Here is a 21,417-nt window from a genome sequence, read left to right on the forward strand (position 1 = left end):
TGTAAAAACAATATGTGCGCCATAACGCTCGCTCTGCTGCTCGTTATGACGTCGATGGTGGGATTTTTCGGGGTGTTTTCGGCAGTCGCCGCATCGACCACGAACGGACCGGATATCGTCTACAGTGACGCGTCGATCACGCCGGGGACGATGTACACCGGCAGCGCCGTGACTGCGACCGTCACCGTTACGAACACGGGCGGTTCACAACAGGACTACAACGCAACACTGGTCGTCGACGGGGATGTCGTCGTTTACGAAACGGGGCAGCTGACCGCAAGCGAAACGACGACCGTGTCGTTTACCAAAACGCTCTGGCAAACCGGTGCCCGCGATGTCTCGGTCGGCGGCCTCGCGAGTCAAACGGTGACCGTCGACGAGGCGAACGCGAAATTCCACGGCGGCCCGGCGAATCGCGGCTACTATCCGAATCAGACGGGTCCCTCCACGACGCCGGTCGAAGCGTGGAATATCTCGGACGGCATGCCACAGGTGATGCAACCGACCATCGTCGGTGACACGCTATACACGGCGTTCCACGACGGCGGGAAGCTCTACGCGCTCGATCCCGAAACGGGCGCAGAAAAGTGGAACGCGACGCCCGGTGGCGGCTCGGGCTCGACGTGGACCACGCCCGCGTACGCAAACGGCGTCCTCTATCTCGGGACGAACGATTACAAGCTTCACGCGATCGATGCGACCGACGGGACCGAACAGTGGAATTACTCGACGCAGACGGACGTCCGATCGGCCCCGACGGTCGTGGACGGCGTCGTCTACTTCGGCAGTAACGACGGGAATATGACCGCACTGAACGCGACTACCGGTCAGGAACTCTGGCACTACACGCTGTACCAGCCGGTTCTGGTAGAATCGAATCCCGCCGTCGTAGACGGCGTGGTCTATTTTGGAGCGAACGACGACAACGTCACCGCGCTGAACGCGACCACGGGAGAGAAGATCTGGAACTACACCGCCATCGACGCAATTCAATCGGACGCCACTGTCGCTAACGACACCGTTTTCATCGGCAGTGACAGCAGCCACGGGGAAACGGCGGGCGACGGGCAACTGTACGCGATCAACGCCACGGACGGGACGAAACGCTGGAATTACACCGTGGCCGGGGACCTCGACGCCAGTCCGGTATACGCGGACGGCGTCGTCTACGCGGGCAGTCGCGGCGGCGATCTCGTCGCACTGAACGCCGCGGACGGTACCAAAATCTGGAGCGTTACGAGGAATGGCTTCCGGGGAGCGCCGGTCGTCGCCGGTGACACCCTCTATCTCTCCGACTTCGGTAACGGAACGGTCTACGCCTTTAACGCGACCGACGGCACCGAACGCTGGTACTACGACTCGCCGACAGCGAATCTCTACCCGACGCCGCTCGCCTGGAACGGCTACCTCTACTACGGTTCTGGCAGCCACTTCTACGCGCTCGAGCAGCCCGCGCCGACGATTTCGAACGTGACCGCGACCAACCCATCCGGGCAGGACGTGCAGGTCACCTTCGACTCCGATACGCTCCTTTCGAACATCTCCGTCTCGGTTAGCGGAGCCGAAACCGCGACGCTCGAGGAGGGGGATTTCACCGAAAGCAGCGACGGGGGAAGCTACAGCTACACCGCGACGCACCCCGGACACAGCGACGGCGAGTACATCGTGACGATCCTCACGGCGGCAGACGGGGACGGTGCGGACGGCGCGAACAGCGAGTCCGACAGCGTGACCGTGGATACGGTTCCCCCGGCCGCTCCGTCGACGCCGGGTCTCTCCGCTGGGAGCGACACCGGCCGCTCGAGCACGGACGACGTGACGAGCGAGACGAAACCGACGGTGACTGGCACCGCAGAAGCGAACGCGATTATCACGATCCGCTCGGACGGTGACGGGACGCTTGGAACGACGACCGCCGATGCAGGCGGTGCGTGGTCGTTCACGCCGAGTGCAGCGCTCTCGGAAGCGACCCACACGCTGACGGCGACGGCGACCGACGACGCCGGCAACACCGGCCCGGAATCGGACGGTCTCGACGTTGTGATCGATACCTCGGCTCCCGGGACGCCATCCGCTCCCGATCTCACCGCCGGAAGCGATACGGGCGGCTCAGACGCGGACAACGTGACGAACGAGGAGAAGCCGACGGTGACGGGCACGACAGAAGCGAACGCGACAGTCACGATCAGATCCGATCAGGTTGGAACGATCGGAACGACGAACGCTGATGCGGGCGGTGCGTGGTCGTTCACACCGGATTCGGCGCTTTCCGAAACGACGCACGCGTTGACGGCAACGGCGACCGACGCCGCCGGCAACAGTGGGCCACTCTCAGCGATAACGAACGTCACCGTCGACGTCACGTCGCCCGTCGCGGACGGCGGTTCGAATCGAACAGTAGACGAGGACACCGTCATCGCGTTCGACGGGACGAATTCGACGGATACCGGGGAACTCGTCGCCTACGAGTGGGCGTTCGGCGACGGGACGAACGCAACCGGTACAACGGCAACCCACACCTTCGGCGATCCTGGGTCCTACACCGTCTCGCTGACCGTGACCGACGCGGCGGGCAATCAGCAGACTGCGTCGCACCTGGTGACGGTCACCGATACGACACCACCAACGGCGGTCCTCGGAAACGCCTCCACCGTGTGGGTCGGTACGACGGTTGATTTCGACGCTACCGATTCGATCGACAACAGCGGGATCGTCGACTACGAGTGGGCGTTCGGCGACGGGACGAGCACGACCGGCGCGACGACGAGTCACACCTTCGGGACAGCCGGGACGTTTGTCGTCACGATGAACGCGACCGATGCGGCGGGGAACCGAGGGACGGCTGTCCGTACCCTGACCGTTCGCTCGCGCCCTCAGGAGCCGGACCCCTCGCCACCGACCGACACTTCCACCGACCGGGAGACGACCGTCGTCGTGGAAACCGGGGAACGCGGCGGTAACGTCTCATCGAACGTTTCGGTGACGAACACCGAGGCCGGAGTCCCGGTCGTCCTCGTCTTCGATGACTCCGGGAACGCCACCAACGGCGATCAAGCCGACGGAGAGCACTCCCCTACGAATAACGTCTCGGTCTCCCAACTCGCCGTGAACGTAACCAACAGCGAGGACTTCACGCTGAACGTCACAACCTACGAGCGCTCGGAATCGAGCGCTCGCGAGGAGACGTTTCGGCGTGACACCGGCGCGACTCCGGCGGGGTACGTCGTCGTCGACCACTCCGTTAGCGACGACGACATCGAGGACGTGACCTTCCAATACCGGGTACAGAAGCGTCACCTCGAAACCAGCGGTCTCGATCCCGATACCGTCGCACTGTACCGCGACGAGGGGACGCGGTGGCGCTATCTCGACGCGACGCCCGTCGACGAGACCTCGAGTCACTTCGTCTTCGAGTCGACATCGCCCGGCCTGTCCGTGTTCGCGATTGGCTCGACCGTTCCCGTCTTCGACGTGCGAGACGAGACGGTCTCGTCATCGACTGCTACCCCGGGCGAGCACGTCGACGTACGGCTGTCGGTCGCAAACGACGGCGGTGTCGACGGGACGTACGATGCAGTCGTCCTGGCCAACGGCGACCCCGTCGCAGCGGGGCCACTCGACGTCGAGGCGTTCGGTGAGACGACGGCCACGCTCCCGGTCGCGTTCGACGCGCCGGGGACCTACGACATAGCTGTCGACGGGTCGGTCATCGGAGCGGTAACCGTCGAACCGGATCAGGAACCCGAATCGACGCCCGCTTCCGGTGAAGATTCGAACGAGGATGGCGGCTTGACGCCCGAGATCGGTCTCGTGATCGGCGCACTCGTCTGTCTTGCTGGTCTCCTGTACGCCTACCGACGACGTACTCGCGACTGAGCCACAGTCTCCCGCGTAGACGGCGTTCTCGAGGGAGTGTCAATCGAAAGAAACCGAGACGACGAGCAGACTGCGACCGCTTCGCTCGGTCGAAGATGACTAAAATCGCTCAGCGGCTGCTCGAAACCGACCCGTCAGACCCGGACGCTGGCCAACCGCTCGTCGTCCACCATGAATCGACAGGACGAAATTACCGGCTCCCTGAGTACCGCCCAACGCGGATGACCAGAACCCTCCTCGTCGCCGGAACCGCGAGCCACGTCGGCAAGTCGACGGTGGCCGCCGGCCTCTGCAGGCTGCTCGCCGATCGCGGAATCGACGTCGCGCCGTTCAAAGGCCAGAACATGAGCAACAACGCTCGAGTCGTCGTTCGGCCGGACGCGGACGGCCAGCAGAGCATCGAAGCAGGTGACGATTCCAATGGCCAGTGGGGCGAAATCGGCGTCTCCCAGTTCGTCCAGGCTCGAGCGGCCCGCACGACCCCGACCACGGACTGCAACCCGGTGCTCCTCAAGCCCCGCGGCGACGGCGAGAGCCAGCTGGTGGTGCAGGGCGAGGCCCACGAGCACGTGCCCGCCGGCACGTACTACGATGAGTACTGGGAGCGGGCGCGCGAGGCGGCCGAGGAATCGTATCGCAGACTCGCGGCCGACAACGACGTGATCGTCGCCGAGGGCGCGGGCAGTATCGGCGAGATCAACCTGCACGATCGAGATCTCGCGAACGTCGAAACGGCTCGGTTCGCCGACGCCGACATCCTTCTGCTGGTCGACATCGAACGCGGCGGAGCCTTCGCCAGCCTCTACGGGACGATCGAACTCGTTCCCGACGCCCTCCGCGAGCGCATCGTCGGCGCGCTCATCACCAAATTCCGGGGCGATCCGTCACTGCTCGAGCCCGGAATCGAGGAGATCGAGTCGAAGACCGGCGTCCCGATTCTCGGCGTCCTGCCCTACGACGATCCCGGCCTCCCCGAGGAGGACAGCGTTGGACTCCCCGGGAGCGAAGAACGGGGCGTCGTCGGCGACGACGACGGTGTTCCCGCAGAGCGCCGGATTCGGATCGCCGTCCCCCGACTGCCCCGAATCTCGAACGCGACCGATCTCGAGGCGCTGGCGGCCGAACCCGGTGTCTCGGTAGTTTACGTGCCGGTCGACGGCGATACAGCCGATCCACTCGAGGGCGTCGACGCCGACGCGGTCGTCCTCCCGGGTACGAAGAACACGGTCGACGACCTGCTTGCACTCCACGACGCCGGCTTCGCCGACGCACTCGCAGCCTTCGAGGGACCGATCGTCGGCGTCTGCGGCGGCTATCAGCTGCTCGGCGAGCGGATCACCAACGCCGCGCTCGAGGGGACCGGCGAGGCCGACGTCGTCGAGGGACTGGGCCTGTTACCGGTCGAGACTCGTTTCGAGGGCGACAAGCGCCTCGAGCAGACGACGGTTCCCGTCGACGGGGACGCATCGCCGCTGCTCGAGGGTGCCACGGGTCCCGCGTCGGGCTACGAGATTCACGCCGGTCGGACCCGCGCGCTCGAGGACGTGAGCCGACCGCTCGGGGACTCGAGTGCGGCCAGGGGGCGGGTGCTGGGAACCTACCTGCACGGCCTGTTCGACAACGCGTCGGTCCGAACGGCGTTTCTCGACACCATCGCGGCGAGTGCGGGGGTCGACCGTGACGCCACGGACTCGCCAGGGGCGGGGGAAGAACCCGGCGAGACGCCCGCCGACCGGGCGGCGCGGCTGGTTCGTGATCACGTCGAGCTAGCGGCCCTGGGCGAACCGTTTGAGCGACTCGAATAGCGAAAACGGAACGGCAGCGGCTACGACGACCCGTCGCGGTAGGTCCCGAGCAGTTCCTCGAGGATGATACACTCCTGGTCGGTCTCGTCGTAGTGGGTGTCGATGAAGCGTTCGGCGGCCTCGTAGTTGCCGCGCAGACCGTGTTTTCGGACGTTTATCACGGCGTCGAGGAAGAAGGTCCCGCCGTCGGCGCCCAGCGCTTTGGCGTGGTCGCGGTCGCTGATGTCGAGTTCGGACTTGATCTCGTCGAAGTTGAACGTCTTGATATCGTGGTCCGAATCGATCAGGGTGAGGACGTACTCCGCGGAGAACCGATAGAACTCCGACTTGCTCTCGAACATACCGTCGTCGACGAGCGCGTCAATCTCCGTGACCACGTCGTCGGGATATCTGACGGTATCTTTTGCCATATCGTCATACTGTTCGCCGCTGATTAATTACTGTTTCGACCGTCCATCGAGCGGCGTCTGACCGTGACGAGCGTCCGTCGAACGGCGGCGTCTCGTGACGAGCGACGGCTCGAGCGCCGACGCACGCAGACACGTACTCGAGCCCGTCGGTCGTCGTACCAGTCGGTCGTCGTCGTACCAGTCAGTCGATCGTCGTACCCGCCGACCGTCGGGGCTCGTATCGAGTCTCGAAACGGAACGAACGTTAAAGGTACGGGGCCGACTCCACTCGGACGAGTGGGTGTAATCGTGTCTTATGGCGTTCTCTTCAGTTCCCTCCCGTGGTGGATTGCGGCCCCGCTGATCCAGCTCTCGGTGCTCGTGTTCGGGATGGCGCTCGACGAGACCTACGTCAACAGAACGACGGTACTTACGGGTGCGATCGCAGTCCACATCCACGGATTCGTCGCGGGTGACGTCGGACTGCTTGTCGGGCTCTACGCCGACGTCGGCCTGCTGGTCGGTGCGTACGGACTCTACGCGTACGTCGTCGACGGCTACGTCGGTGACGCCTTCCGGGTCGTCGCCTTTTTCCTCTACTCGCCGCTGTCGGTCTTTCTCGTCATCCTGACCGCCGGACCGACGTTGTTCGGGATCGAGCCGCTGTTCGTTCCCGCGCTGGCGCTGGCCGGCTACGCGAACGTCCGCCTCCGGGGCTCGCTTCCCGCCGACCCCTACTACTTCGGTCCCGAATCCGAAGCCGAGTTCCAGGCGACCATCGACGCCGAGTCCGACGCATCGAACGGAACAGCCACGGCGGGAACAAACGGCGGGACCCCAGCCGAACCCGACGGCACGTCGGCCGGCTCAGGGAGCGCCGGTGATGGGGATCCCAACTCGTTCCAGGACACCGGCGACGCAGAGATAGACTCGCCCGGTGCCGAGCCGGCCGCGGCGACCGACTCGAGTGAGCGGGGGATCCTCCCCGAGTTCATGCGACGGCTCTAGTCGCTTGCGTCCGGTGAGTGGCCGTCCGTGACCGGGTCTGATCGCGAATCGCGATCGCCGACCGGTCGACGGGCTCCCTGTAGAGTTATTGGTGTCCGCGCGGAAACACAATCTCATGACAGACGAAGCCGAACTCCGCGAACAGCTGATCGACGCGTTCGAGAACGCCGACTATCCGGTTTCGGGTCCGATGGAACTCGTGCCGGCGCTGCCCGACGGGCCAGGGACGAGGTTCGAGTGCGGCGACTTCTCGATGACCGCGATGGAGCTCAACGCCACAACTGACGGCGGGGAATTCCCCTACGAGGACGTCGACTCCCTCGTCGACGACCTGATCGCGGAACTGAAAGCGGCGGACGAGCTGTGAGACGGACTCCTGTGTCTCACAGCTCGGGGACTCCTGCCAGCCTGACACACCCGAGACCCACCGTGTCGGCGCGCTGGGATACGGTGCATCGATCACCGGCCGTGAGGTGTCTGCCGGTCGAACGACGACCAGCAGATTTTTATTTCACAGCGTAGTTGGGGGATAAAGGAGTGCGGAAACGGACCGATCAGGTTGCGGACGGGGATACACGGATGAACGCTGCACATCGAACGAGACCGATCATCATCGTAACTGACGCGCGGGGCCAGGAGAGCCGTCTTCGGCCCCGCCTCGAGCGGGCCACCGAGAACGACGTTCGAACGGTGCCCGCGAGCGCGGATCTCGAGTCGGCGATGGAGCGACGCGACGACGAGCCGGCATCGATTACGCCGAGTGCCGTCGTCATCGAACTCGACTGTCCCGGCGAGATAGAAACCGTGCTCCGGCGAGTCCACGCCAGCCTGGCTGGCGTGCCGACGATCGTTGTGCCACGCGAGGGCACCGAACGACTCGCCACGGTCGCGTTCCGGGCCGACGCGACCGAGTACGTGCCGACGACGCGCGACGAGGACCCGATCGATCGGATCGTCTCGACGGTCCGATCTTCCACCTCGGTTCCAGCGGACGGCAGCGACGACCGATACCATCACATCCTCGCGAACGAACTGCCCGACGAAGCCTTCGTCATCGGCGAGAACGGCACGTATCTCGAGGCGAAGGTTCGGTCCGAATCCGCGGATCTGTACTCGATGCCGGCGGACGACCTCGTCGGAACCACACTCGATGACGCGTTCCCCGACGCGGTCGCCGCGAAGTTACAGGAGTGTGTCGATCGGGCGATCCGAACCGACGACGTCCAGTCGGTCGAGTACGAGGCGGACACGACCGACGGCCGCCGACAGTTCGAGGCTCGCGTCGTCCCGATCGACGAACGGGTTCAGGGCCGGCACGCCGTCGTCTGGCTGGCGCGGGATATCACCGAACGCGTCGAGCGCGAGCGGCAACTCCGCTCGCGACAGGACCAACTCGAGACGCTCAACCGGATCAACGCAGTCGTCCGACGAGTTATCGAGACGCTGGTCGAGGCCCCGGCCAGAGACGCCATCGAACGCGAGGTCTGCGAGCAACTCGTCGACTCGGAGCTGTACTGCGGCTCGTGGATCGCCGAACGGACCGGGGACGGGCGACTGTCCTACCGGACCGGCGCGGGCGAGGCGGAGACCGTCCTCGAGCGCATTCGCGAGTATCCCGGTGACGATCACGATAACCCGGTCGCGAAGGCGGCACAAACCGGCGAGTTACGGACGACGAACCGCATTCTCGAGGACGAGTCGATTCCCGACGAATTGCGGGCGGCGGCCCGTGAGGACGACGTCAGGTCTGCGATCGCCGTCCCCATCACGCACGAAGACGCGACCTACGGCGTGCTTACCGTGCTCGCGAGTCGCGACGACGCCTTCAGCGAGCGCGAGCGGGCCGGGTTCAGACTGCTCGGCGAGACGATCGGCTTTACGATCATGGCAGTCAAGAACCGTCAGCTACTCTTCGCCGACTCCGTCGTCGAACTCGAGTTCCGAATCGACGGCGGCGACACGTTCTCGTTTGACCTCTCGACGAAGTACGGCTGTACTTGCGCGCTCGAGTGGGCCGGCACGACCGCCGGCGGACGCACGTTCCAGTACGTGACGATCGACGGGCTGGACGGCGAGACGGTGCTCGAGGAGGCGGCGGCCCACGACTCGGTCGAAGAGTGTCGGCTCATCCACGACGGTGAGGAGGGCTGTACGATCGAGATGCGGCTGTCGCAGTCTGGGATCCGGACGCTCACGAACCACGGCGCGACGATCCGGGATGTCTCTGTCGAGGGCGGGGTCGGAACCTGTCTGGTCGAGGTCTCACAAGATGCCGATATCAGGGAGATCGCGGAGGCGCTGACTGTGATCTACGAGAACACCGAACTCGTCGCCAGACGGGAAGTGGATCGACCGGTCAGGACGGCGGCCGAACGACGGAACCGAATCCTCGACGGGCTCACTGACCGCCAGCTCACGACGTTGCGACTTGCCTACTACAGCGGGTTCTTCGACTGGCCGCGCGAGAGTACCGGCGAGGATATCGCCGACGCGATGGACATCTCGCCGCCGACGATGCACCAGCACCTGCGAAAGGGACTCAAATCGATTCTCGGTGAGTTCTTCGAGGATGGCAGAACCCCTGAGTAGTCGTTCTCAGCGGTGAACTCGACCGAGTCGTGAAGCGTCTCACAACTGTAGTCGGCGGTCTGTTAACCAGCGAATTCGCGTGTCTCTGACTATCACACTCGGTTGAAAGTACTGTTCGCTTAAACGTCGTCCATATGAATCCGAGTGCCAACGTGCGTGACGGTCGTTCGATGCTGTAGGAATGACCGGGGCCGCTCGAATCGCCCACGCCGTTGCCGGCTCGCACGGAAGTCCCGACTCTCGAGAGCGAGGGGGATCGAACTCGTGGTAGCGCTCCCGTTCGAGACCGTTTTCGAGGGGTCGGACGGTCGGTACTACACCGACTGGCAGGTCAGACGACGGCTCCGGGACGGCGAGTGGACGGTTTGTATGTACCAGCGCGCACCGCATCGACGACTGGTCGAAATTGCGGACAACGCGTTGCTCATGCTCACACCGACCGACCCGGACGAACTTCCCGATGGGCTCGAGATCCGCGTCATCGAGCGCCGTGCCCGCGTCGTCGATACTCGGCGCGTGCCGCCGCGGTAAGTCGCGTCGGCCGAACGCTCGGATCCCGTCTGTATGGCCCTTGGTACCGCACGTGACCGGACCCCGGCACGCACTTCGAGGCGGCCGTATCGGTTACGGATTGAGCAGGCGCAAAGCCTCGCCGTTCACGGCGGGGATACGCGCCGTCGCACGGTGACGCTATCCACTGACGATGGCACGACTGGATATTCCACGCAAACACGAAACCAAACCTTCAAGTAACTATACTGTCATATGTTGTGCATGGCGAATAAGGTCGTCCCACGCACTTTCAAAGCGAGTCTCCGCAACCACTCGCAAGTGGAGGGCGACCTTGACGCCCTCGGGTTCTCCGGCTCCAAACTCTGGAATGTTGGACGATGGACCGTTCAACGCGTCTGGGACGAAATCGAACACATTCCAGAACACGACGAACTCACCGCGTACCTCAAGAACCACGAACGCTATGATGACCTACACTCGCAGTCAAGTCAGCGAATTCTGCAAGAGCTCGCTGAAGCGTTCCACTCATGGTACAGCAAGCGAACCAACGGAGACACCCGAGCCAATCCACCCGGCTACCGCAAACACGGCGACGAACACCCACGCTCCACCATCACGTTCAAAAATAAAGGGTTCAAACTTGACACAGAAAACAACCGCGTCCGCCTCTCCAAAGGCAAGAACACGAAAGACTACTGGTCCGACTTCGCACTCTGTGAGTACGAAACGCGGCCGGATGTCGACCTCCCTACCGTAGAGAGTGTTCAACAAGTCCGCGCGGTATGGACGGGCGACAAGTGGGAACTCCACTTCGTCTGCCGCGTCGAAATCGAAGTCGCCGACGCCCCCGGCGAATCAACCGTCGGAATCGACCTCGGCATTTGCACGTTTGCTGCACTTGCCTACGAAGATGAAACCGCGGAATTGTACCCGCTTGGCTGTCTGAAAGAAGACGGCTACTACTTCGGCAAGCACATCGCGAACTGCGATGACTCTTCGTCGGAGCGGGCAGAGCAACTCCACCGTAAGTGGTCGAATCGCCGCACTCACTACTTCCACGCTCTCTCGAAACACATCGTCGAACGGTGTGTGGAGAAACGAGTGGGTTCCATCACTATCGGTGACTTGAGTGGAGTTCGTGAAGACGAAGATGACGAAGTGAAAAACTGGGGAACGCACGGCAATCTTGATTTGCATGGCTGGGCGTTCGACCGGTTCACGAACATTCTCACGTACAAGGCTGAGATGCAGGGTGTCGAGGTGAACCCTGTGTCCGAGCGTGACACGTCGAAAACGTGCTCGTGTTGTGGGCGGGAGCGGGATTCGAATCGTGTGGAGCGTGGGTTGTACGTATGTGATTCGTGTGAGTTGGTTGCGAATGCGGATGTGAACGGGGCGGAGAATATTCGGCAAGTACCTCTGAGTCCGTCGGCTGTTTCGGCCGCGGATAGGAGTAACGGCTGGTTGGCGCAGCCTTCGACAGTCTTGTTTGACAAGGAAACTGGCTCGTTCGTACCTCAAGAACAAGTCCGCTCGTAGACCTTAATATCCCAACGCGGTCGGGAATCCTCGCGCTTCAGCGCGGGGAGGACGTCAACGTGGTCCGTATCGCAGGGAGCGACCAACAGTTAACGCGTGTCCATAGACACCCGCAGACACTCCGACCTCGTTGCGAGACGCACGCTCGTGAAACGCCGTGTGTTCCTCGGGACGATCGGATCGACGGCCTCGCTCGGCACGCTGGCGTATGCGACACGGAGGACAAGCGACACGCTCGAGGTGCGGATCTGGCTCTCCGAACAGGCCGCGACCTACGACGGGGTCGGCGATCGGATTCGATCGTATCTCGACGAAACCCTCTCCCTCGAGTACTGGACGCTCGAGGCTTCGATCGGCGGGACCGTCTCGGTTTCGACCGAAGACGCCGCACGCCTCACTCGCCGCGGGGAGTGGCCCGTGGCAGTCGCGTCGGGGACGCTCGGCGGGCGCAACCTCGAGCCCGCGTCGGACGTCAACCTGCTGGTGACCGACGGGGGGATGAAACAGGCTCCAACCGGATACGGCGTGCCTCACATCGCATCGGTCGGCGGGGCTCGACATCTCGCCGCCCTCGAGTCGTTCGACGACGTGGTCACCGACGACGCCCGCGCGATCGCGCCGAACACGACGCCGGTGCGGACGATGCAGGTCCTCCTCCACGAGATCGGACACGCGCTCGGTCTGAACCACGAAGACGGCGTCGCGTTCGTGTCCGACGGTGCCCTGACCGCGACGCCGATGCTCAGCAGTTACGCGTGGGATCCCGAGTACAAGAGCGACGCATCGCCGTGTGGGTCGGCGATCCCCGCCGCTGCAGACCGGAAACGGACGCTCAGCTTCGCCTTTTCGACCTGTGCCCGCCGCCGTCTCGCGGACTACGACGGCGAAGTTCCCTTCTGACTCGCACGGAACACAGTAGTGACTATCGACCGGATGCCGCGACCGACCCGCCGTCGCGGAACTCGTTACGACGCCGACTCGAGACGGAGTGAAGCGGTCGAATACGGACCGCGTCGTCAGGTTATTCGTCGGATTCGTCGTCGGTTTCACCGCGGGCGAAACTCGCCTGTGGATCGCCCTGCTCTGTGCCGGCGCTTGGTCCTTCGATGAGCGCCTCGAAGTCGTCGGCTTCGTCGTACTGGTCCTGGTAGATCAGCGCCGCCTTCCCCGTCGAGGAGATCTCGTACAGCCCGGACCGCTCTGCGGGGCCGATCTTGCGGACGAGACCGTAGTCTTCTAGCACCGGCAGTCTGGTATTGATGTTCTTCCGGCTTTTCCCCGTGTGCGCGGCCAGATTCGTTGCGACGTTGCGACCCTTGTCCTCGAGCGCCTCGAGGATCAGGAAATCAGTTGGTTGTCTGAGTTTCACTCTCTTTCACTCTCGTACCGTACTATATTTCCAGTGGTAACTAATACTTTCGGCTCGAACATGCGTATATCCTTCAGTTATTCGTTTTGGCAAGCCCACTATCACGGAGCCGGTGGTCCGACGCGATGACTCGTGGCGGTAACTAGCCCGACAACTGCGACGATTCACACACCGAGCACACAGTCCGCGGTTCTCGCTCACTACGTTCGCTCACGGCTCGCTTTGCTCGCCGTTCGCATCCCCGCGGTTCTCGCTCACTACGTTCGCTCCGAACCGCGCCCGCTCCGAACCGCGTTCGCTCCGAACCGCGTTCGCTCCGAACCGCGCGTCCGTCGTGCGATCGGGCGCGCATTCATTTCAGTTGGTTCGATAGTGGCGGCGGTGTGGCTCGTGATGGTCGTGGTCTTTCCGACCGCGGCGCGGATCGTGAGTCTCTCTCCTCGGAACCGCTATCGGGCCTCGATGGGAGTCGCAGTGGACACGTCGGAGCGAGCGACCAGATCGGCTCCGGTCGATCCCAGCCACGAGAGAAACGACGCGACCTCGGCTGGCGACTCGACCCGACAGGACGCGCTCGAGGGGGCGTCGTCACCAACCCGGACCCCGATCCCGTCCGGTTCGACCGCCTGGAACGCCGACTCGTCGGTGACGTCGTCCCCGATATATATGCTGGCGGTCGCCGGCGGTTCGTCCGCGGCGATCAGTTCGACGGCGTTGCCCTTTCCCCACGGGAACGCCGGTCCGATCTCGAGGATCCGTTTCCCCGCCGAAATCTCGAGGGCGTCGCCGCCGAATCGCTCGACCACCTCGCGGGTGATGCGGCGGGCGATCGGTTCGGCGGCCGGCGGCACGGATCTGAAGTGGACCGTCCCGGTCAGGCGCTTGTTTTCGATCCGGCAGTTCGGAACGGTGCGAAGCGCGGTCTCGAGGATGGCGCAGATCCGCTCGAGGCGGGCGGCGCGCTTTCGCGCGACCGGATGGACGGCGATCGTTCCCGTGCGCACGAGCTCGAGGCCGTGGTTTCCGGCGTAGATCGCCGGTCCGTCGACGCGCTCGCGAACGTCCGTCAGGGCGCGACCGCTGACGACTGCCGTCGTCACCGACGGCGTGTTTGCCAGCGTCGCTACCGCAGACCGATTCTGTTCGGTCGGAACCGCGGCGTCCGGATCCTCGACGATCGGCGCGAGCGTGCCGTCGAAATCCAGACAGACGAGCAACCCCTCCGCCCGCTCGAGTGTTTCTCGAATCCGGGGCAGATGCTCGTCGATCGGCCGCGGCGGTGACTCGGTCCTCGTCATCGACTATATTGGTGGCGTGGGTTCGCGGGAGTCCGAATCGCGTTCGGACCGCGGTTCGGTCGTCCGGGAATCGTCGTGGACGCGTCGGATCCAGTCGAATTGCGTCTCCATCCACGACTCGATGTCCCCATCGAAGACGCGCTGACGAAGCGTGTTCATTCGCCGTTGGCGTTCGTATGGGGATAGGGAGAGTGCGTGCTCGATCTGGGCCGCGAAACCGTCGGTATCGGTCGGATCGATCGTCAGTGCGTGCGAACCGAACTGCTCGTGGGCTCCGGTTCGGTCGCTCAGCAACAATGTGGAGTCCCCGTCGACGCTCGCGGCGATGTACTCCTGTGCGACCAGATTCATCCCGTCGATCAGCGGACTTACGACCATCACGTCCGCGTGTCGATAGAGCGCACAGATGTCCTCGCGCGGCAACACGTCCTCCGTGTAGACGATCGGCCGCCAGTCGGCGGTCTCGAAGCGTCGATTGATCCGCTGGACCTCGCTGCGGACGAGTTCGCCGTAGCGTTCGTAGGTCTCGATATCTGTCCGGGAGGGCGTCGCCTTCTGAATGAACGTGAACTCGCCGCGCCAGTCCGGCTTCCGCTCGAAGAACCGCTCGAGCGCCGCCAACCGCTCCGGAATCCCCTTGCTGTAGTCGAGGCGGTCGAGCCCCAGTCCGACCGCGGTCCCCTCCGGGATCCCGTACTCCTCGAACAGGGCGGAGAGGCGGTCCAGATCGGCCGATCGTGCGTCCCGGTCGTACGATTCGGCGTCGACGCCCATCGGTGTCGCGACGACGCGGGTCGTCCGCCCGTCGTACCGGATCGTTCGACGAGCGAAGTCGACGGACGCACTCGGCAGGAACTGATCGACGCACTGCAGGAACTGATCGGCGTACCGATCGACGTGAAAGCCCAGCAGATCGTTCCCGAGCAGCCCCTCGAGGACGTGGTCACCGGCGGGACAGCGCTGGAAGGTTTCCGGCGTCGGCCATGGGATGTGCCAGAAGTGGGCGACGGTCGCGCTCTCGGGGACCGACTCCCGGATCATCCGTGGTGCGAGCGCGAGGTGGTAGTCCTGCAGCCAGATCACCGAGTCGTCCTCGGCGTGCTCGCCGACCGCGTCGGCGAATTGTTCGTTGACCGTCCGATACCACTCGAAGTCGTTCGTTCGGTCCTCGATCAGGTCGGGAAAGCCGTGACAGAGCGGCCAGAGCACGCGATTACTGAATCCGTAGTAGTAGGACTCGACCGCCTCCTCGGATAGCTCGAGCCGTTGGAGCGTGTACGCCTCCTCGTCCGGCGGGACGGCAACGCAGTTTCGCTCGTCCGTGACTGCGAAGTCGGCGTCGCCGTCGCCCCAGGCGATCCAGGTCCCGTCGGTTGCCTGAACCACGGGATCGAGGCCAGCGGTCAGCCCACCGGTCGGTTCGTCGACCGTGATGGACCGCTGTGTTCCCGTCTGCGCCCCGCCGTTCGTTCCCGCTGGCGGGCTCTCGTCGGTGTCCGCGGGATCGGACGCCCGTTCCGCGGTCGGCTCGTCTTCGTACTCGTGACGATACGGTTGCCGGTTCGAGACCACGATCAACGAACCGGGACAGGTGGGGCCGTCGTCGTCGGACGTTTCGTCCGCTCGTCCGCGGCCGTCGGCCCGAAGCTGTCGACTGTGCACAGGCATCGACGACAACCGCTCGGTAACTCGCATTCGCTGAAACAACAGAGCGCCCCGACTGGTTGCTTCGCGGCCTGCGACCGCAGGGACGCTAATAGGTTCCCGCTACTACTCGCGTCCGGCCGACTATTCGCTCGAGGAGACAGTCGTCGATCAGCACTAACCCGGTGCTGGCGGCGAGGTCGTTACGGTCCGCCAACGGATCGCTCGGGACTGATTCGACTCTGTGATTCGCAAGCGGTGCTCGATAAAGGGACGCAGCGTATCGCTCCAGACCAGTCACCCGGCGTGCGGTGGCGCGCGCTGGCGGCGAGGCGCGACTAGTGCGAGACCGCTGGTCTCACAGACCATTCGCGCGGCAACGCCGCGCGAAGACGGAGGGAGTGCCTCGAAAGCGAATAGCGCGGGACCGGAGGTCCCGCGAACCATGCGAATAGTGCGAGACCGGAGGTTTCGCATACCATGCGAACGGCGGCGGAGCCGCCGTGAGCAGACGGGCGCTGCGCGCCCGTGAGGAGAAATCGGCTGGGGAGGGCGTGGCGATTCCGTGTTGCCACGATAGCGGGGCGCTCTTTTCCATCCATTCCCGGCGAAATCCACTACTCCATTCACACCCTCCATCGAGGGTCACTTCGATCGACGGACGCTGAGACGCTGGTGGTCCTCCGGATCGGCGGTTTCGCCGCGTCCGACTCCTCGAGCCACGACCGGGACGCCGACCTCCGGCGTGCATACCGCCCTCTCCCGCGCTCGTTTCGGCAACCAAACGTTGATTTCTCGCTCGAGTGAACCCCACTCCATGAAACCGCCGTTCGAAACACGAATCGCGGCCTGTCAGGATCGCCTCGCGGCGGCCGGAGCCGACCTGACGGTCTGTTTCCCGAGCCCGAATCTGACCTATCTGACCGGATTCGCGGAATCGCCGTCCGAACGGCACCTGTTGCTGTTCGTTCCCGCGCGCGGCGATCCCGCGCTCGTCGCGCCGGCGATGTACGGGGCCGAACTCTCCGACCTGCCGATCGAGGACCTGCACCTGCGATACTGGACCGATTCCGACGACCCGCTCGAGGTCGTCGAGACCGTTTTGGAAGCCGATTTGCTGGGCGGCACCGACCCGGCGACCGTGCTCGTCGACGATCGAATGTGGGCGACGTTCACGCAGGACCTCCGAGAACTGCTCCCCGACGCCGAGTTCGGGCTCGCGAGTACCGTCCTCGAGCCGTTGCGGATCCGCAAGGACGAGGTCGAACTCGCGGCGCTCCGCCGGGCCGGCGAACTCGCGGATCGCGTTTCGCTCGCGATTCGCGAGCGCGGTGACGAACTGCTTGGGATGACCGAAGCCGAACTGGCGGCCGAGATCGACCGTTTGCTCGCAGCGGACGGCGGCGAGGAACCGGCCTTCGAGACGATCGTCGCGAGCGGCCCGAACGGGGCCCGCCCGCACCACCACGGCGGCTCGCGCGAGATCGAATCGGGCGATCCCGTCGTCCTCGATTTCGGTGCATTCGTCGCAGCCGATCTCGAGGCGGGAACCGGTCTGTATCCGGGCGATCAGACCCGAACGATCGTCGTCGGCGAACCGCCCGCGGAGTACGAGCGCGTCCATGACACCGTCAGGGAAGCACAGCGAGCCGCGATCGACGCCGTGGAGCCGGGGGTCACCGCCGGGTCGATCGACCGCGCCGCCCGATCAGTTATCGAGGACGCCGGCTACGGCGACGCCTTCGTCCACCGGACCGGTCACGGGGTCGGCCTCGAGGTGCACGAACCGCCCTACATCGCGGCGGGCAACGACCGTGAACTCGAGCCGGGGATGGTCTTCAGCGTCGAACCGGGGATCTACCTCGAGGACGAGTTCGGCATCAGAATCGAGGATCTCGTCGCGGTGACTGAGGACGGTGCCGAGCGGTTGAACGAGACGCCGCGCGGCTGGGAGACCGGTCAGTGAGTCGGAGAAAACGGAGACGGTTCGATCACCGTCGAAGAGGGACACCGCGTTTCCGGTGTGGGTCGCTCCCACGCGACCAATAGTCGGTTCGCCGAGACATCGGCCCGACCGCGAGAACGAGTGAAACGTGCAGCGGTCGAAACGCAGGGACAGGCCGCCTGCTGACACCCGTCTCAGGAGCTACCGGCGGATGCGCCGTTTCAGTAGTAGTACAACTCGAGTTCGTGACCGCAGTTCCGGCATTGCGTTTCCTTTCCGAGGAGGCGGTTCGAATCGCTCTCCGAGTGGATTCCCGGGCCTGGCGGGATGGATGCGGCTATCGTCGTATCACACTCCGGACACCCGATATCCATGGCTGCGTGACCTGTACGAGACATGCTTCGGACGTATTCGACGATCCCCGATAGTTATCATAACCGTAAGGAACTACCAGTATCCGGTCCGAATCGATCGGTTACGGTACGAACGAATTTATGGGCTGAAACAGAGCCCAGGCGCGAACGGTTTTCGACGGTCGACCGGCTCTTATCGTTGTTCCGCCCGAAAGCCGTGGTTTCCACGCTGAAATCGACAACATACATCTGGAGACTATCGCAACGAGTGGCTCCGCCTCGTGCGACTCGAGACGGGTGGTGAACTGTCTCATGAACGATCGCAAACCGTTTCGGCCATCGAACCGGCTCAGCCCGTCTCAGCCATCGAACCGGCTCAGACTGTGTAGCTCAGCTCGTCGAAGTCGAAAAACGCCGTCTCGTAGCCGTCGTGACGGGACACTTGCGGTGGCGAGTCGACCGAGACCGTCACGCGGTCGCCGGCTGCGAGATCGTCGATCGCGACCCCGTAGTGGTGGCCGATCTCGTGATCGAGCGCTTCCACGAGTTCGGTCTGGCGGACCGAACCGCTGCCCTCGACGGCCGCGGACAGGGACGTAAACGGGAGGACAATGTCGTTGTACGGCGTTCTGGGACTGATCGCCAGATAGGAACTCCCGTCGGTGAACCGATCGGCGTCGGAAACGAGCGCGGCGAACGTCGCGTCACCGCTGCGCTGGGGGTCGAAGACCTGGCCGGGAAGGTCCTCGATCGGCACTCCCCGTCCCATCGGCGGTTGTCCGGCCCCATCGCTGTGCCCACCATTGCCGTCTCCCCCACCGTCGCCGCCGTGACTCATCAGCGATAACGCCTCGCGACTCCCCCGCCGTTCCTCGGGGATCGTCTTGAACGAGAGGTCGTGAATGTCCGACCGAGCGTACTCGAAGTCGATCTCGAGCGAGCCCGGCGACTCGAGGCGGCCCTCGAACGAACCGGTCCGATTGATCCCGGTGACGGGGTTGACGGTGACCCGAACGGTGTACGCACCCTCCCCGGGAAGCTGGACGTTATCGCCGTAGTGAAACCCCATTCGCTGGGAGATCATGGGCCACGGCGACGAGGTGCCGGTGTCGACCGGTTCGCCGTCCTGAGACACCTCGAGGCGCAGGGTCGCCGGGAGGGCGGTGTGCGTCTCGCGATCCCAGACGGAGACCATGAGGTGGAGGCTGTCGTCGGCGTCGACCTCGACGAGCGTCTTCCCCTCGTTGGTGGCTTCGACGGTCCAGAACCGATGGGGAAAAGTGTATGACAGCGCGGCCGCGTAGTCGCCGTCGGTCGCCGTCCCGTAAGTCCCCATCTCCTCGCGTGATGCCGGGAGGTAGACCGCGTTGGGTCTGTTCTCGACGAGCGGCGGGTTCGCCCATGCAGATTCCTCTTCGAACCCGAGCCGCTCGAGACAGCCGGCGAGTCCGGCGATTCCGGCGGTCCCGACGGCACCGATCCCTGCTGTTCCGCGGAGAAATCCCCGGCGTTTCATCGAGTGAGGGTTGGGTATCGGCGATCAAACGCCTGTTGGTTCGTCACTCGAATGGCCGGAGACGGGCTCACGATCGGTTCACTGAATTGAATCACCGCTCTGAGTGCCCGCTCGATCGGCGGCGGATGGCGGCACGTCCGAGTGTGTATATCGAGAACGAAACGCACGGGGGCCGCCTTCGGCGATCGAACCAATGAACCTTTGATTACGGGTTCCATCGAATTAACTATGGAACGGCGGACATACCTCGGCTCGCTCGGGACGGTGGGGATCACGAGCGCTGCCGGCTGTCTCGGTGATCTACTCGGCGGTGACTCCAACCCGGATACGATACTCGAATCCCCGGAAGAGGAGGCCCAACACGCGGATTATTCGTATGATACGTATGGCGAGGAGTTCCCCTCGTTCTCGCTCACCGATCCGATCGCGGAGGAGACCGTCTCCCGCGACGATTTCGTCGGCGAACGCCCGTTTGTCATCACGTATTTTTATGGATCCTGTCCGGACGGCATGTGTGACGCGCTCCTCCAGCACCTCGCTCGGATACAGGAAGACGCCATCGAGAGCGGCTACGAGGACAAGGTCGGCTTGCTCGCGGTGACGTTCGACCCCGACCGAGACACGGCCGACGCCCTGCGGGCCTACAGTACAGAGCGAGGGATCGATCCCGACGCGGGACACTGGCATTACCTCCGCCCCGAGGACAACGAGACGGCCAAGACGGTTCTCAATGAGACGTTCGGGCTCCCGCTTCGGCGAAACGAAGAGTCGTCGAATAACGAGTCGACGAACGAGACCGCTGCAGGGAACGAATCCGGGAACGAATCGTCCGGTGCCGATGGCCTCGAGTACACGTTCACCCACTCCGCGCTCGTCCAGATCGTCAACGAACGCGGAATCGTCGAGCGTGCATATCCGACGGCGAGCAGGCAACGTGACGCAGTGAACACCCAGGTGATGGTCGAAGACACGAGAACGGTCGTGGGGGTGGACGAGTAGCGATGCGTCGCCGTGAGGTCCTCGCCGGTCTCGGCAGTGTGGGCGTCGTCGCCGGTGCCGGTGCCGTCGCAGCGTTCGGCGTTCCCTCGTTCGACGACGACTCCGACGGATCGTCCGGACTCGTCGGCCGACAACATGAGCCCTACGAGATCGAGACGGTCGACGCGTCGGGAAGCGAAGCCGGCACTGTCACCGTCCCCGCGCCGGATCAACCGACGTTCATCGACTTCTTCGCGACGTGGTGTGATCCCTGTATCAAACAGATGGACGCCCTCGCCACGACCCACGACCGAGTCGGCGACGACGTCCTCTTTCTGTCCGTCACGAGCGAACCGGTCGGCGACACGATTTCCGAGACGGAGCTCGCCGAGTGGTGGGACGAAAACGACGGCGACTGGACGATCGGCCTCGACCCGACCTCGGAGCTCACCAGCCGATACTGGGGATCGCCCTATCCGTCCGCCGTGGCGATCGACGCCTCGGGGACCGTCCGGTGGCACGATTCCGGCATCAAAACCGCCGACGAACTCGTCGCGGGAATCGAACGCGCCCTCGAGGGCGGGGCCGAGTGAGG

Annotated in this window: 16 protein-coding genes; 11 read left to right on the forward strand and 5 right to left on the reverse strand. The window is 64.1% G+C overall.

From position 1 onward, the window contains the following. Positions 1 to 45: 45 nt before the first annotated feature. Both ACEWFR_RS14270 and ACEWFR_RS14275 read left to right on the forward strand, forming a co-directional pair. A complete protein-coding gene (locus ACEWFR_RS14270; protein ID WP_374061684.1) occupies positions 46 to 3,876 on the forward strand; it encodes a PQQ-binding-like beta-propeller repeat protein in 3,831 nt (1,276 codons plus the stop codon). 221 nt (positions 3,877 to 4,097) lie between these two features. Continuing rightward, the gene (locus ACEWFR_RS14275) at positions 4,098 to 5,681 is read left to right on the forward strand and encodes a cobyric acid synthase (RefSeq protein ID WP_374061786.1); all 1,584 of its coding nucleotides are present in this window, start codon (positions 4,098 to 4,100) and stop codon (positions 5,679 to 5,681) included. 20 nt (positions 5,682 to 5,701) lie between these two features. On the opposite strand, the gene ACEWFR_RS14280 is transcribed toward ACEWFR_RS14275, so the two are convergent. Next, positions 5,702 to 6,091, reverse strand: a complete 390-nt coding sequence (locus ACEWFR_RS14280; RefSeq protein WP_374061685.1) for a CopG family transcriptional regulator — start codon at positions 6,089 to 6,091, stop codon at positions 5,702 to 5,704. Positions 6,092 to 6,379: 288 nt separating this feature from the next. On the opposite strand from ACEWFR_RS14280, the gene ACEWFR_RS14285 reads away from it, so the two are divergent. The 6 genes from ACEWFR_RS14285 (at position 6,380) to ACEWFR_RS14310 (ending at position 12,619) form a co-directional block, all read left to right on the forward strand. After that, a complete protein-coding gene (locus ACEWFR_RS14285; RefSeq protein WP_374061686.1) occupies positions 6,380 to 7,078 on the forward strand; it encodes a hypothetical protein in 699 nt (232 codons plus the stop codon). Between the two features lie 115 nt (positions 7,079 to 7,193). After that, positions 7,194 to 7,445 carry an MTH865 family protein gene (locus tag ACEWFR_RS14290; RefSeq protein WP_098727421.1) on the forward strand — a complete coding sequence of 84 codons (252 nt, stop codon included), beginning with the start codon at positions 7,194 to 7,196 and terminating at the stop codon, positions 7,443 to 7,445. A 212-nt stretch (positions 7,446 to 7,657) separates the two neighbouring features. After that, positions 7,658 to 9,667 (forward strand): bacterio-opsin activator domain-containing protein, encoded by a 2,010-nt coding sequence (locus ACEWFR_RS14295; RefSeq protein WP_374061687.1) that lies wholly within the window; start codon positions 7,658 to 7,660, stop codon positions 9,665 to 9,667. 264 nt (positions 9,668 to 9,931) lie between these two features. After that, entirely contained in the window at positions 9,932 to 10,198 is a 267-nt protein-coding gene (locus ACEWFR_RS14300) for a hypothetical protein (protein ID WP_374061688.1), read from the forward strand. Positions 10,199 to 10,441: 243 nt separating this feature from the next. Further along, on the forward strand, positions 10,442 to 11,719 hold the full coding sequence (locus tag ACEWFR_RS14305) for an RNA-guided endonuclease InsQ/TnpB family protein (protein ID WP_374061689.1): 1,278 nt from the start codon (positions 10,442 to 10,444) through the stop codon (positions 11,717 to 11,719). A 147-nt stretch (positions 11,720 to 11,866) separates the two neighbouring features. Next, positions 11,867 to 12,619, forward strand: a complete 753-nt coding sequence (locus ACEWFR_RS14310; RefSeq protein ID WP_374061690.1) for a peptidase M10A and M12B matrixin and adamalysin — start codon at positions 11,867 to 11,869, stop codon at positions 12,617 to 12,619. A gap of 121 nt (positions 12,620 to 12,740) precedes the next feature. On the opposite strand, the gene ACEWFR_RS14315 is transcribed toward ACEWFR_RS14310, so the two are convergent. From ACEWFR_RS14315 to ACEWFR_RS14325, 3 genes are all read right to left on the reverse strand, one after another. Continuing rightward, positions 12,741 to 13,088, reverse strand: a complete 348-nt coding sequence (locus ACEWFR_RS14315; protein ID WP_374061691.1) for a winged helix-turn-helix domain-containing protein — start codon at positions 13,086 to 13,088, stop codon at positions 12,741 to 12,743. A gap of 449 nt (positions 13,089 to 13,537) precedes the next feature. Continuing rightward, a complete protein-coding gene (gene otsB / locus ACEWFR_RS14320; RefSeq protein WP_374061692.1) occupies positions 13,538 to 14,386 on the reverse strand; it encodes a trehalose-phosphatase in 849 nt (282 codons plus the stop codon). Positions 14,387 to 14,389: 3 nt separating this feature from the next. Beyond that, a complete protein-coding gene (locus ACEWFR_RS14325; RefSeq protein ID WP_374061693.1) occupies positions 14,390 to 16,081 on the reverse strand; it encodes a trehalose-6-phosphate synthase in 1,692 nt (563 codons plus the stop codon). A 766-nt stretch (positions 16,082 to 16,847) separates the two neighbouring features. Between ACEWFR_RS14325 and ACEWFR_RS14330 the strand changes: the two genes are divergently transcribed. Next, positions 16,848 to 17,996 (forward strand): M24 family metallopeptidase, encoded by a 1,149-nt coding sequence (locus ACEWFR_RS14330; RefSeq protein WP_374061694.1) that lies wholly within the window; start codon positions 16,848 to 16,850, stop codon positions 17,994 to 17,996. Positions 17,997 to 18,704: 708 nt separating this feature from the next. Here the strand turns inward: ACEWFR_RS14330 and ACEWFR_RS14335 are convergent. Beyond that, positions 18,705 to 19,844 (reverse strand): iron transporter, encoded by a 1,140-nt coding sequence (locus tag ACEWFR_RS14335; protein WP_374061695.1) that lies wholly within the window; start codon positions 19,842 to 19,844, stop codon positions 18,705 to 18,707. A gap of 228 nt (positions 19,845 to 20,072) precedes the next feature. On the opposite strand from ACEWFR_RS14335, the gene ACEWFR_RS14340 reads away from it, so the two are divergent. Together ACEWFR_RS14340 and ACEWFR_RS14345 are read left to right on the forward strand one after the other, a co-directional pair. Continuing rightward, the gene (locus ACEWFR_RS14340; protein WP_374061696.1) at positions 20,073 to 20,843 is read left to right on the forward strand and encodes an SCO family protein; all 771 of its coding nucleotides are present in this window, start codon (positions 20,073 to 20,075) and stop codon (positions 20,841 to 20,843) included. Between the two features lie 2 nt (positions 20,844 to 20,845). Continuing rightward, a complete protein-coding gene (locus ACEWFR_RS14345) occupies positions 20,846 to 21,415 on the forward strand; it encodes a TlpA family protein disulfide reductase (RefSeq protein ID WP_374061697.1) in 570 nt (189 codons plus the stop codon). The last annotated feature ends 2 nt before the right edge of the window (positions 21,416 to 21,417 follow it).

Origin of the sequence: Natrinema sp. H-ect4 (assembly GCF_041894845.1) — an archaeon.
GTDB lineage: Archaea > Halobacteriota > Halobacteria > Halobacteriales > Natrialbaceae > Natrinema.

Excerpts from the sequence above, each read along its gene's own strand:
- ACEWFR_RS14270 (WP_374061684.1), top strand. The coding sequence starts at position 46 with ATGACGTCGATGGTGGGATTTTTCGGGGTGTTTTCGGCAGTCGCCGCA.
- ACEWFR_RS14275 (WP_374061786.1), top strand. The coding sequence starts at position 4,098 with ATGACCAGAACCCTCCTCGTCGCCGGAACCGCGAGCCACGTCGGCAAG.
- ACEWFR_RS14280 (WP_374061685.1), bottom strand. The coding sequence starts at position 6,091 with ATGGCAAAAGATACCGTCAGATATCCCGACGACGTGGTCACGGAGATT.
- ACEWFR_RS14290 (WP_098727421.1), top strand. The coding sequence starts at position 7,194 with ATGACAGACGAAGCCGAACTCCGCGAACAGCTGATCGACGCGTTCGAG.
- ACEWFR_RS14295 (WP_374061687.1), top strand. The coding sequence starts at position 7,658 with ATGAACGCTGCACATCGAACGAGACCGATCATCATCGTAACTGACGCG.
- ACEWFR_RS14305 (WP_374061689.1), top strand. The coding sequence starts at position 10,442 with ATGGCGAATAAGGTCGTCCCACGCACTTTCAAAGCGAGTCTCCGCAAC.
- otsB (WP_374061692.1), bottom strand. The coding sequence starts at position 14,386 with ATGACGAGGACCGAGTCACCGCCGCGGCCGATCGACGAGCATCTGCCC.
- ACEWFR_RS14325 (WP_374061693.1), bottom strand. The coding sequence starts at position 16,081 with ATGCGAGTTACCGAGCGGTTGTCGTCGATGCCTGTGCACAGTCGACAG.
- ACEWFR_RS14330 (WP_374061694.1), top strand. The coding sequence starts at position 16,848 with ATGAAACCGCCGTTCGAAACACGAATCGCGGCCTGTCAGGATCGCCTC.
- ACEWFR_RS14335 (WP_374061695.1), bottom strand. The coding sequence starts at position 19,844 with ATGAAACGCCGGGGATTTCTCCGCGGAACAGCAGGGATCGGTGCCGTC.
- ACEWFR_RS14340 (WP_374061696.1), top strand. The coding sequence starts at position 20,073 with ATGGAACGGCGGACATACCTCGGCTCGCTCGGGACGGTGGGGATCACG.
- ACEWFR_RS14345 (WP_374061697.1), top strand. The coding sequence starts at position 20,846 with ATGCGTCGCCGTGAGGTCCTCGCCGGTCTCGGCAGTGTGGGCGTCGTC.